Raw genomic sequence first — 12349 nt, 5'->3', positions numbered from 1 at the left:
ATCGGGCCTACGTTTTCTGCCGCTACGATTGTTCTCTGCTACGTTTTCTCTAAGCAGTTGACGTGGTAGCAAGGCGGCAAACGAGTAAATCCCGGGGAGCTTTCATAAGTAAGTGACCCGGGTGCGCGAGAGTAGCCAACGCAGCTACAGCGCCAAATGCGACGAGGAAACATGAATTACCACCAATACTACCCAGTCGACATCGTCAACGGCCCCGGCACCCGCTGCACACTATTCGTCTCCGGCTGCGTACACGAATGCCCTGGCTGCTACAACAAAAGCACCTGGCGGCTGAACTCCGGCGTGCCGTTTACCGAAGAAATGGAAGATCGGATCATTGCCGATCTCAACGATACGCGCATCAAACGCCAGGGGATTTCGCTCTCCGGCGGCGATCCGCTGCACCCGCAAAACGTGCCGGATATTTTAAAGCTGGTGACCCGCATCCGCGCCGAGTGCCCCGGTAAAGATATCTGGGTGTGGACCGGCTACAAAATGGACGAACTGAACGCCGCGCAGCGGGAGGTGGTCGGGTTGATCAACGTGCTAATCGACGGCAAATTTGTTCAGGATCTGAAAGACCCGATGCTTATCTGGCGTGGCAGCAGCAACCAGGTTGTGCATCACTTGCGTTGATTTCCTCGCGCAATTTTCACAATACTTCCCTGCATATTCTCATTTCAGTGCGACGATATGTATTCCGACGCTGAATGCGCCGGAGGAACGGCAAAACTGTTTTGCATACGTCTGACCTCCTCCGCCGGCGGTAAACCGAAGAGCCGTTTGAATTCGCGGTTAAACTGTGACGGGCTTTCGTAACCGACGGCGTAACAGGCCGCTGCGGCAGTGAGTCGCTGGCGAACCATTAACATCCGCGCCTGGTGCAGCCGTACCGATTTCACATACTGCATTGGCGGCATCCGGGTTATCGCTTTGAAATGGCTATGGAATGTTGGCACGCTCATCCCGGATTGCTGAGCCAGTTGCGACAGCGTTAAGGGTTGAGCATAAGCCGCATGAATGTAACGCAGCGTTTTGCCAATTTTACCGAACTGCCCCTGCAAGGCTAACGCGGCGCGCATCGCATTGCCTTGTGCGCCGGTCAAAACACGAAAATAGAGTTCCCGTACCCGCGCCGGACCAAGGATTGCCGCCTCAAGCGGGTTACCGAGCGTCTCCAGTAAACGCAGCACCGCTCTTTTCAGCGTCTCGTCCATCGGGCTGGAGATCATGCTTTGCGGCGAAGCGGATAACAGCGGAAAGCCGTGCTGTTCAATTTGCAGCATCACATCTGCGGCAACCTGAAAATCCAGATGCATGTAAATCGCCAGCAGCGGGTGGTCTGCCGATGCATCCGTTTCCATTACAAAAGGCACAGGAACCGATACCGCCAGGTAGTGCTGTTCGTCGTAAAGATAGATCTGCTGACCGAAATACCCTCGCTTGCTGCCCTGGCAGACAATCACGATCCCCGGATCGTACAGCACCGGCGTGCGGGCCAGCGGGCGATCGGAACGCAAAATGCGCACATCCGCCAGCGCGGTCAGGTTGTACCCCTCCTGCGGGGCAAGTTCCATTAACCTGGCGATCATATCTGACATCGCGCACCTCATAAGATCAGGCAATAAAAAGAGAAGATATGGCCTAAAAAGCCAGCAAACCTGAGAATACTATGCAGCTTCCATTTTTCATGGGAGTAGACGTTATGTCACCTGTAAAAACACTTTTCATCACCGGCGTCAGCAGCGGCTTTGGTCGCGCGCTGGCGCAGGAAGCACTGGCGGCGGGCCACAACGTTATTGGCACAGTGCGCAACCACGACGCGCAGCAGGCATTTGAAGCCCTGCATCCGCATCGGGCGTTTGCCCGCTTGCTTGATGTCACTGATTTTGCGCAAATCAATGACGTAGTCGCAGAGGTTGAATCACACATCGGGGCAATCGACGTGCTGGTAAACAACGCCGGTTACGGCCATGAAGGGATCATGGAAGAGTCCTCGCTTGCAGAGATGCGCCACCAATTCGACGTCAATGTATTTGGTGCCGCAGCCATGATGAAAGCCGTGCTGCCCGGCATGCGCCAGCGCCGCAGCGGGCACATTATCAATATCACCTCAATGGGCGGTTATATCACCATGCCGGGGATCGCCTGGTACTGCGGGAGCAAATTCGCGCTGGAAGGGATCAGCGAAACGCTGGGCAAAGAGGTGAAGCCTTTTGGTATCCACGTCACGGCAGTAGCGCCGGGATCGTTTCGTACCGAGTGGGCCGGGCGCTCGATGATCCGCACCCCGCGCACCATTGCCGATTACGATGCGCTTTTCGATCCGATTCGCCAGGCGCGCGAGGAAAAGAGCGGAAAGCAGCCCGGCGATGCCGTCAAAGCGGCTCGCGCCATGCTGGCGATAATAAACAGCGACACGCCGCCCGCGCACCTGCTGCTGGGCAGCGATGCGCTCAGCCTGGTGCGTGAAAAACTGGCGGCACTCACTGCGGAGATTGACGCATGGGAGGCACTGACCCGCTCTACCGATGGTTAACAGGCACGGGGCGTGAAAGCGCCCCGGCATGGGCTCAAAAGCGGCTCAGCGACTCCATCGCCACGCTTTTAAACGACGCGAAATCCGCGCAGGCACAGAGCCTCGCCGTTACACGCTCGCGCAGGAAGGTGACGAAAATATCGTAGATAGCCATCGCTTCTTCATACTCGCTCTTGCTGATCGCCAGCAAGAAGATGACATGCGCGGTTTCATCGCCCCACGCGATCCCCTGCGGAGCCAGCACGGTGTAGACCACCGTTTTTTTCGCCAGCAGCCCGAGGGCGTGCGGCAACGCAATACCCTCGCCGAGCAGGGTGCTGACAATCGCTTCACGCTCGACCACCGAATCGAGAAACTCCGCATCGACAAAGCCTTCATCCTGCAATTGATGGCATAAGGTGTTGAACAGCGTTTGTTGATCCATCGCGTCGTGAATGATGCGGAAATGCGCGGCATCAAAATACTTTTCCAGCATCCACGGCCGCGTTCTGTCTACCAGCACCAGCTTGCCGATCTGCTCCAGTTGATACTCGCTGGGAAACGGCGCGATGGTGACGACCGGCTTATCTTTTTCATTTACCCGCGCGGTAGAGATGACAAAATCTTCCGCGATGCCGTCGCACTGCTCGTACTCACGCAGCGTCACGGTGCGTGTTACCACAATCTGCGGATATTTACGCGCCAGCACTGCTTCAATCATCCGTACCATCGCATTTCCGACATCGCACACCAGCAACACCCGCGGCTGGCGCTGATAACCCACGTTGTAATGGCGCTCAAGACCCACGCCGATATGCAGCACCAGAAAACCGATCTCGTTTTCGCTGATCACATACGGCGTGTATTTCCCCCAACTGGAGACCGCCGCCAGCGTCATATCCCACGCCATGGGGTAGTGCTGTTTAATGTTATCCAGCAACGGGTTAGGGATCATTATCTGGTAGCGCACGCGGGTGATCATGGTTTTGATATGGGTGAGCAGATCCGCATGTAGCTGGTCATCGTTTTGCAGGTTGTAGTTATAGTGCGTGTTGATGTAGCCAAGGATGTAGTTGACCAGCGCTTCGTCGTCATCGGCGCTGATGGCGCTGGGTGCGATCTCCTGCACGCGTCGCCCGGCGATATGCACCCGCAGCCAGTGCTCTTCCGCCGCCGCCAGCGGTTTTCCCGCCAGATGTTGCAGCGCAGCAGAGATATCCCGCGCCGCCTCTTTGACATTTTCGTCCCCATCTTCGGCGCTGAATTCAGAGAGCGGATAGCCCTCGCTGATGCGGCGAACCGCCACCGCGCAGTAAAGGCGGATAAACAGATCGCCCTCATCCGTCAGGCGAATATGATGGCGGTTAAAACAGTCATGCAGAATAGTAGCCAGCGCCTCAGGCACCCCCGGATTGAGCGCTTCTTCCGTGATCAGCGGGTTATCGGCATTTTGCTGCGCCAGTTCCCACAACAGATCCGTCAGACAGGCGCGCAGCGCCATTTCGCTGCCAAACAGTTTCATGCCGTGGCGCGGGCGCGTTTCCAGCGTCAGACGGTAGCGGGAAAACCACTCCCGCACCTCGGTCATATCATTTTGCAGCGTGGCGCGGCTAACAAACCACTCATCCGCCAGATCTTCCAGCTTGAGCGAGAAGGCGGAGGTGAGAAAACGCACCACCAGATAATGCACCCGCTCCGGCCCGCTACGCGGAATGCGCAGCGCGCGCGGGCGCGACGCCTGCAAGCTCTGGTAACGCGTGACGTCATCAATTTTCAGTTGATAGCCGCTGCCGCGCGTCAAAATAAACTGCGCGCCGTGGTGGTGCAGCAGAGCGTTCAGTGCGGTGATATCGGCCCGAACGGTACGCGTCGAGACCGACAAGCGCTGTGCCAGCTCATCCTGCGGTAGCGTCTCGTTTTGCAACATCATGAACAGTTGCGCCAAACGTTGGTTCGGGAATCGCACGTCGCTCTCCAGACTTAGGGGTGAGATGAAATAACCATCTGAGATGGGCTGCCTACCGGCGTGTAGTCCGGCTCAAACTGCAATTGACCGTCGCGTTCCACGCGAAAACGGGTGATGTTATCGCTGCGCTGGTTCATCACGTATAGCCAGCGGCCATTCTCCGCCAGCGTTAGCGTGCGCGGGTAATCGCCGCGCGTCCAGACATCATCCTGATGGGTTAGCGAACCATCGGCTTTCACCGTAAAGTGCGCGATGCTGTTATGCAACCGGTTGGCGACATACAGCTGTTTACCGTCACCACTTAATACCAGCCCGGCGGCAAAACTGGTGCCTTTATACTCTTTCGGCAGCGCCGAAAAGGTTTTCCCCGGCTGCAACGTGCCGGTGGTTTTGTTCAGCGCATAGTGTGTAAGCGTTGAGGCTTCTTCATTGATCAGCCACAGGCCATCGCCCTTTGGCGTGAACACAAAGTGGCGCGGCCCGGCACCTTGCGAAGAGGCGCTAATAAAGGGTGGATCATTCGGCGTTAACGCGCCCGTTTTGCCATCAAACTGATACTGATAAATGCGATCCAGCCCAAGATCGGTGGAAAAGACGAATTTCCCGCTCGGATCGGCGGCGATCATATGCGCATGCGGGCCATTGTGATCGCTAATCGCAAAACTGCCTTCCACCGCCGCAGCCGGTTTCGCGGCCCCCGGTTCGCCCTGATCCTGACGCGTATCCACCGCTTCGCCGAGGCTACCATCCGCTTTCACCGGCAGCACGGCAATCGACCCGCTGACATAGTTCGCCACCAGCAGAAAACGGCCATCCGGCGTCAGCGACAGATAGACCGGTCCGGCACCGCCGGACGCCACCTGGTTCAGCACACTTAACTCGCCGTTAGCGCCAATACGCAGCGCCTGCACCGCGCCCTTTTCCACTTCGCTGGCGAGGTAGAGGGTTTTACCATCCCGCGCCACCGTTAGCTGTGCCGCATTCGGCAACGGGCTGACCAGCGTTTTATTGCCAAGCGCACCGGATTGCGGATCAACGGTAAAGCGATAAAGCCCTTCGCCGTTCGGGTTGTAGGTTCCGACCCAGGCGTACTGCGTTTGTGCCATGGCGCTGGTTGCCAGCAGAGAAAGTGAAACGGTAAGCAGATGACGAGCGGTAAGCATGGTGGCTCCTTACGTGACGAGGGGGGTTTCCCTCCCGTATCGGGAGGGAAGATCGTTTACTTCACCAGTGCTTTGGTCATATCCAGCAACTGGCGAACATCCGCCGGGCGCGTGTCGCCACTCGCCTTATCAATGATCGAACTGTAAATATGCGGGATCACCTTGCGGACACCCGCATCCAGCGCGATTTGCAGGATTTCACTGAAGTTGTCCAGATCGATGCCGCCGGTCGGCTCCAGCCAGAAATCATGGCGCGCACAGGCTTGCGCCACGGCGATAAATTCGTCGCGGCATTTCAGCCCGCCCATCGGGAAGTATTTAATGGAGCTGCCGCCCATATCTTTTAGCAGTGCAATGGCGGTTTCCACCGGCACAATGCCGTCTGGCGCCTGGCTGCTCAGCGGTCCGGTGGAAATTTTTACCCTTCCCGGCGTACCGGTTGGCGAGACCAGGCCATTAACCACCGTGTCGTTCCGCCCGAGCAGCGCGCGGCTGGTCGCCACGCCGGTGAACACCTGGTTAACGTGCTGCGGTTGAACTTCACGGGAGATGGCGCTAACCATGGCCGACTGGTTTGGATCGCCTGCGCCGAGGCCAACGGAAAGTGCATTATCGATACGCGCCGCGTAGTCGCGCATATCCGCGACGGCAGTAGCGACATCGGGGTAGTTTTTCGACAGCACGCCGACCAGCACATGGCCTTCCGCGGCCTCGTAAATCGCGCTGGCGTTCTCTTTGCTGCCCGCCAGCACGTTCAGGCATACGCGGTCGCGGTAAAAATTCGGCGTCAGTTTCATGCATTTGCTCCCTTGTTCAGTTCTTCGGCGATGCGGCGATAAATGATCGTCAGTTGATCGGCGGTGACGCTGCGCACATCGGCTTCGATAATCCCTTCGTTGGCTTTATAACCACGGAAATAAATGGCGTATTCCCCCTGTTTCAGGGCGCTGACCAGCTCGCCGGTAGCGATACCGGTGACGGCTTCATCAAATTTGATTTCGCTGCGGGCAATATCGCGCCCGGCGCTATCCCACACCACGCGCGCACTCACGCCTTTTAGCGTGTTGAGCTGCTCAATAAACGGTGTCATTTTGGCAACCATCTCCGCCCCGCTCTCTTTGCTGGCAGAAAGATAGTGTTCAATGGCGCAGGTCAGGCCGAGAATGCCCTCCTTGCCCACTTTCATTGCGCGGCCAATGCCCGCCGTCTGGCGTTTTACCCACTCCACATACTGCGTTTTGCCGATCACCAGCCCGCTGGTTGGCCCTTCAATCGCTTTTGCGCCGCTGTAGATAACGAGGTCGGCTCCGGCGCGGTAGTAGCACTGCAAATCCTCTTCGGCTGCGGCATCGACAATCAGCGGCAGGTTGTGCTTGCGTGCCACCACGGCGGCCTGCTCCACGCTGAGCATGCTTTTTTGTACGCAGTGATGAGATTTGATAAAGAGGATCGCTGCCGTGCGCGGCGAGATTGCCGCCGCCAGTTGATCGGCAGAGCATTCATTGGCGTAACCGGCTTCCACCACTTTGCCACCGCCCAGCGCCACCATGGTGCCTACCGGTGCGCCAAAGTTAACGTTGTGCCCGCGCGGCAGTACGATTTCATTGTTCTCAATCGGTGTGCTGTGCAGGTTTTCCAGCAGCCAGTCGCTGTCTTTCACCAGCACGGCGGCGACGGATTGCGCAATGCCGGCGGAAGCGCACGACACCACGGTCGCGCCTTCGACATCCAGCAGTTTTGCAATGTACTCCCCGGTTTTATTCACCAGGTCTTTCATTTCGAAGTAGTGATTCATGCCGCTGACTACAGCGTCGACCACTTCCGGGCGCGGCGTGGAAACGCCGAGCGCCGTCATGCGCCCGGATGCATTAATCACCTGTTTTAGCTGGTACTTATCATAAATCGAAGGCATGTTCGGCACTCCCTTGTTCGGTCATATAGCCCTTGCCCGCGCGAATGGCGGCAAGCGGCGTGAGGATGTGTTCGGCCTGTAACGTCTCGTTTTCCGCATCGGTGAACAGCACCGGCTGGCGTTTCAGGTCGAAAATGGTCAGATCGGCGTCGAAACCCACGGCAAGACGCCCTTTATGTTGCAGGCGCAGGCCATCAGCGGCGTGGTCGGTCACACAGGCGATCACCTGCGGCAGCGACATGCCGATGGCGAGGAATTTCGCCATCACATTCGCCAGCGAGCGCACCGGGCCATCGATGCGGTTGCGGCAGTAAATGTCGGAGCTGATGGTCTGCGGCAAAATACCCAGCGCGATGGCCTGCTGTGCCACCGCAAAGCTGAAACTGGCGCTGCCGTGCCCGACATCAAGCCGCACACCGCGCGCAATGGCGCGCGTCACCGAGGCGCGCAGCTCGCCGGAAGGCGTCAAAATGCGGTTCGGTTTGCCGTTATAGCAATGGGTAATGATGTCGCCGGAGGTCAGCAGCTCAGCAATCTCATCAAGGTTTGGCGGGTTGTTGCCAATATGCACCATCAATGGCAAATCGCCGTTTTCCTGCTGGATGACTTTGGCGCGTTGCAGCGGTGTGATGCCGTTGTCGCCGACCACGCTGCTGCTCATGCGCGCTTTCAGGCCGACAATAAAATCCGGGTGGCGTTTTATGGCCTCACGCGCAGCGTCGGCGTCGATATTATTCAGGTTCGCCAGCTCGTTTTGCGCAATCAGCCCGACGCGCGAGATATTCAGCAGCGCATAGACGTCCGTCGACGCCTTACGGGTAATGGCATAGAAATCATCGATGTCATCCGCGCCGGTGCTACCGGCATCAATCACCGTGGTAACACCGGTCTGAATGCCGACGCTATCGGGCTCGTCGTGATAAATGGGTGAGTTCGGGTAACAGTGGACATGGGAGTCGATCCACCCGGCGCTGACATAGTGTTCGCCGCGTAAATCCACGCTTTTCGCCGCCGGGCCGTCGATATCGCCAAGCGCCGCGATTTTGCCCGCCGCGATGGCGATATCCGTCACCGTGTCGTCAACCAGACGCGCCCGGCGCAGGAGTAAATCAAACATGCGTATCTCCAGGAGTAACGGGCGCCGCAGCGCCCGTGGGTGTCAGAGGGCTACCGGGAAAATGGAGCCCAGCAGCATCGCGCCGAGGATCGCGCCCCCGGTGATCGGCTTCTGCCAGAGGTAAAACAGCAGCGCGCCAATCAGCGAACCAATACCAATCGGAATGGAAGCGGTCATCGCGCTGAGGATAATCAACGGGCCGAGGAAGCGGCCGGACGCGTTACCCGCGCCCATCATCACGTCTGCGCCGTAGGTGGAGTCGCTCTGGTTGATGGTGAACTTACGCGCCAGGATAATCAGGTAGCCAATCGCCAGGCCGATGATCAGCCCGGTAGCCAGCGAAGCCACAAAGTTCGCCACCGGGAAGACAAAGCCCGCGCCGAGCAGCAGCGCCGGCACGCCAAGCCCCACTCCGGTCTGGATAGCGCCGCCGATATCGAGAATACCGACCAGCGAACCTTCGATAATGCGGGCAAACAGGAAGCTCGCGCCAAATGCCGCCACCGCGCCGTAAACGCCGGTATCCATGCCGGAACGCAGCATCGAAACAAACGCCACTTCGTTAAACGCGCCAATGCCGTACAGGTAGTACATGTGTGTTCCGGCGAACACGCCGGAAGAGAGCAGGCCGACGAAAATCGGGAATGACCAGTCGGCGTACCAAAAGCCTTTATTCTGTTCCATCTCGGTTCCTTATTTGCCGCTGAGCGAGTTGTGGATAAGCGACAGCCAGTCCGGCGCGCTCAGGTGGAAGGACTCGATCATTTTCAGATCAAAGCCGCGGAAGAACGCACTCAGCACAAACAGCGCGACAATCGCTGTCATCATCACTTTGGTGACGCGGTTCCAGCCGCTCTCTTCCACACCTTTACCAATCAAAATGCCCAACACCAGACCCGGTACGGCGTTACCCATAATGAGCTGTGCCGCGCCGCCAAAAACGGTCGCCCAGAAACCGGATTTCTTGCCTGCATCAATTGCCGCCAGCCAGAAAATCACCGGCATCACGGTGTTGACCAGCAGGTTCGCGGCCGGAACCAGCACTTTCACCGCCGTCACCTGCAACGCCGCCGGAACGGAGGAAGCAGTCAGGTTGAGGAAGGTGACGACCACCATGCCGATCAAGCCGCAGGCGATAGCCATCTTTTTCGGATCGTGCAGGGTTTCGCCCACGTTGCGGTTTTTCACCATCAACGCAGCAGCGCCCCAGTTCGGAATAATGCGGTGGTCAACGTCCTGGGTGAACGACCCCGCCGCAACGGATGACGCCCAGGCGTTAAAGAAGAAACCCAGACCAAAAGAGAAGTGCGAAGCCGGGTCCCCTTCGCAGGAGTTCAGTTCGCCCAGTGTACGAAACGCGCCCATCCCTTGCGTGGTCGGCGCATGGAACATGCGTGCAGCCCCTGCGCCCACGCCGACGCCCACCAGGCCGCCGATAATGAGCGATTTTATTAGTATGATTAAGAACATCAGTCTGCCCTCTTCTACCCTGTGATAGTGATTTCTGGGGTATGCGGTGAGTTATTGCGTGACGAAATCCACTTTATCGAGATTGATGGCGGTCACGTTGACGGTGACGTCCAGCTCCACGCTGTACGTGCGTCTTATACGGCGCAGAAAGAGGAACAAAAACGCCTCTTTGCGCGTCGTTTCCTGCGCCTGAACAACCTGCACGTCCTGTGGCTCAATGCGCAGTAAAATGTGCGGCGACGTTTTCATCACCGCGGCCTGAACATGGTTCAGCGCATCGGCGAAGGCGCGCGCTTTCGCATCGCCCTTGCCCTTTACCCTGACCGTGGTGGTGAACTGTTCTTTCATGGTTATGCGCCGTATTTTTTCTGCCACGCCTGCACCAGACGCTCGCCTAACTCTTCTTTGTCCATAAAGCCAAAGCCCAGCACGTTGCAGCCTTCGTTAATCGCCGTCACGCCCTCTTCCACAGAACGCATGCCATATTTGGCTTTGTAGCCATGTTTGTTTTGCGCGGTGATAGCGCCCGCGCCGCCGCTGCCGCAAAAGGAGATGCCAAAGGTGGCGTTTTCCGCTTTCATCACGTCGCCAAGTTTCATATCCGCCGCCACGCCCGGCACGACCACCGCGCGGCCGCCCGCTTTTTCTACACCGGCCGCCACTTTCTGGCCTTTCCCCAGACGGTCGCCAATCACTACGGTAATCTGTTCCATTGTTCGCTCCTTAAAGGTTGTCTTTCGCCACTTCGAAATGCACCGACAGCAGCCAGGCTTCTTCTTCCGGAAGGTTGCCAAAAGCCGCCACGACGTCACGGGCAAGTTTCATGGAATCCGCCGAGATCTCATCAAACAGGCTGGCGTCCACTTCCGGTAGCGGTTCGCCGGTTACCGACCGGTGCGCCATCGCGCGGACATGAGAGGTCAGCATCTGTTGCTGCACCGCGTTCGGCGTAATGTTCTGAGAACTGAGTAAGGCATACACCTGCTTCAGCATGCGTTCAGCGAGGGTTGCCGTTTGCGCAGCCTGCTCCGCGTCGTTTATTACCGCTCCGTTATTCACTCGTCGTACCCCGTTAATGGCTTCGGAATAAAACTAACGTTGCAGGTTAAGAGTTTGTAGCGAGGAGTTTTCCACTTCGAAGTGGAAACGCGGAAGGCTTTAGTGATCTGCGCCTCAAAATGAGGCCGCTGAGGGATTTTTCACTGTATTGCGGTCACAATTTTGACCAAAAGCGGCGGAAAAACGGCAGCCCAAAAGCACAAAAAAACGGCGGGCGGGAGAGGAAAAGTGTGAGGTGAATAAGGTTTACTTATTCCTGCCCGTTGTTCAGCGCCCGCAACAGATAATCTGTGAATGACGACACCAGCGGCAGCAACGGCCTGCCGGGTAAATGTAATAAGTGCATCGGGCGCGGCGGCGGTAAATAGCCCGGCAGTACGGCACACAGGCGACCTGCGTCGATATCCCGCTGCAACATGATGTCGGCGTGCTGCACAATCCCCAGCCCGGCCAGCGCCGCCTGGCGAATCGCCTCGCCGGAATCCACCATCAGCCGCGGGGTAATCGCCACCTCTTGCTTACCGTCCGGCCCTTGCAGCTGCCAGCTGTGATCGGATCGCCACTGGCTAAAACTGATGCAGTGGTGCTGTTTCAACTCTTCCGGGGTTTCGGGCGTGCCGTGTCGCGCTAAATAGTCTGGCGATGCGGCGAGGATCATCTGGTACGGCGCCAGCGGAATGGCAATCATCCCTTCATCGTTGACAGCACCGACGCGCACAGCGAGCTGGAAACGCTCCTCAATCAGCGAGACTTTGCGATCGCCCAGCACCATTTCCGCATTCACGCCGGGATATTGCTGTAAAAAACGCGACAGGATCGGCGTTAAGACATGGTTGCCCCAGGCCACCGGCGCACTGATGCGCAGCAGGCCAGAGACATTTTCATAAAGATGACTGGCTAACCCGTCTGCTTCGCGAACAGTGGCGAGAATTTGCAGACCGTACTGGTAAAAACGCTGGCCCGCTTCGGTTAGCCCCTGGCGGCGCGTGGTGCGGTGCAGCAGCTTGCAACCGGTACGACGCTCGAGTTCGCGCACATGTTTACCGACCATTGCCGGCGTGATGCCTAACGAGTCGGCGGCGGCGGTAAAACTGCCGAACTTGATGGTGCTGACAAACGACTCAACGCATTTGAGATAATCCAT

Annotated in this window: 14 protein-coding genes; 2 read left to right on the top strand and 12 right to left on the bottom strand. The window is 57.7% G+C overall.

What is annotated here, in order from left to right:
* Positions 1-171 precede the first annotated feature (171 nt).
* Positions 172-636 (top strand): anaerobic ribonucleoside-triphosphate reductase-activating protein, encoded by a 465-nt coding sequence (nrdG, locus tag DFO56_RS08325; protein ID WP_020456298.1) that lies wholly within the window; start codon positions 172-174, stop codon positions 634-636.
* 44 nt (positions 637-680) lie between these two features.
* Here nrdG and DFO56_RS08320 read toward each other — a convergent pair whose 3' ends face one another.
* Positions 681-1601, bottom strand: coding sequence for an AraC family transcriptional regulator (locus DFO56_RS08320; protein ID WP_045514255.1), 921 nt, complete (start codon positions 1599-1601; stop codon positions 681-683).
* A 104-nt stretch (positions 1602-1705) separates the two neighbouring features.
* Between DFO56_RS08320 and DFO56_RS08315 the strand changes: the two genes are divergently transcribed.
* Positions 1706-2539 carry an oxidoreductase gene (locus tag DFO56_RS08315; protein ID WP_045514253.1) on the top strand — a complete coding sequence of 278 codons (834 nt, stop codon included), beginning with the start codon at positions 1706-1708 and terminating at the stop codon, positions 2537-2539.
* A 34-nt stretch (positions 2540-2573) separates the two neighbouring features.
* On the opposite strand, the gene DFO56_RS08310 is transcribed toward DFO56_RS08315, so the two are convergent.
* From DFO56_RS08310 to DFO56_RS08260, 11 genes are all read right to left on the bottom strand, one after another.
* Positions 2574-4484, bottom strand: coding sequence for a transcription antiterminator (locus DFO56_RS08310; RefSeq protein WP_045514251.1), 1911 nt, complete (start codon positions 4482-4484; stop codon positions 2574-2576).
* Positions 4485-4498: 14 nt separating this feature from the next.
* The gene (locus tag DFO56_RS08305) at positions 4499-5647 is read right to left on the bottom strand and encodes a lactonase family protein (protein WP_045514249.1); all 1149 of its coding nucleotides are present in this window, start codon (positions 5645-5647) and stop codon (positions 4499-4501) included.
* A 56-nt stretch (positions 5648-5703) separates the two neighbouring features.
* Complete coding sequence (locus tag DFO56_RS08300; protein WP_045514247.1) at positions 5704-6444, bottom strand: KDGP aldolase family protein; 741 nt, start codon at positions 6442-6444, stop codon at positions 5704-5706.
* On the bottom strand, positions 6441-7559 hold the full coding sequence (locus tag DFO56_RS08295) for a DgaE family pyridoxal phosphate-dependent ammonia lyase (protein WP_045514245.1): 1119 nt from the start codon (positions 7557-7559) through the stop codon (positions 6441-6443). Before DFO56_RS08295 ends, DFO56_RS08300 begins: the two co-directional genes overlap by 4 nt.
* Positions 7543-8676, bottom strand: coding sequence for an amidohydrolase/deacetylase family metallohydrolase (locus DFO56_RS08290; RefSeq protein ID WP_045514243.1), 1134 nt, complete (start codon positions 8674-8676; stop codon positions 7543-7545). The genes DFO56_RS08295 and DFO56_RS08290 overlap by 17 nt, the downstream gene beginning before the upstream one ends.
* Before the next feature lie 42 nt (positions 8677-8718).
* Positions 8719-9360, bottom strand: coding sequence for a DUF4310 family protein (locus tag DFO56_RS08285; RefSeq protein WP_020456290.1), 642 nt, complete (start codon positions 9358-9360; stop codon positions 8719-8721).
* Between the two features lie 9 nt (positions 9361-9369).
* A complete protein-coding gene (locus DFO56_RS08280; protein ID WP_017459108.1) occupies positions 9370-10146 on the bottom strand; it encodes a DUF4311 domain-containing protein in 777 nt (258 codons plus the stop codon).
* Positions 10147-10197: 51 nt separating this feature from the next.
* Positions 10198-10494 (bottom strand): DUF4312 family protein, encoded by a 297-nt coding sequence (locus DFO56_RS08275; protein WP_020456289.1) that lies wholly within the window; start codon positions 10492-10494, stop codon positions 10198-10200.
* Between the two features lie 2 nt (positions 10495-10496).
* Complete coding sequence (locus tag DFO56_RS08270; RefSeq protein WP_020456288.1) at positions 10497-10859, bottom strand: SFCGS family glycine-rich protein; 363 nt, start codon at positions 10857-10859, stop codon at positions 10497-10499.
* A gap of 10 nt (positions 10860-10869) precedes the next feature.
* Positions 10870-11205 carry a glycine dehydrogenase gene (locus DFO56_RS08265; protein WP_045514240.1) on the bottom strand — a complete coding sequence of 112 codons (336 nt, stop codon included), beginning with the start codon at positions 11203-11205 and terminating at the stop codon, positions 10870-10872.
* A 250-nt stretch (positions 11206-11455) separates the two neighbouring features.
* Positions 11456-12349 (bottom strand): LysR family transcriptional regulator, encoded by an 894-nt coding sequence (locus DFO56_RS08260; protein WP_045514238.1) that lies wholly within the window; start codon positions 12347-12349, stop codon positions 11456-11458.

The organism is Kosakonia sp. AG348 (genome assembly GCF_003337365.1).
Lineage (GTDB): Bacteria > Pseudomonadota > Gammaproteobacteria > Enterobacterales > Enterobacteriaceae > Kosakonia.
Note: the sequence above shows the minus strand (reverse complement) of the source record. Positions and strands in the feature narration are given on the sequence as shown.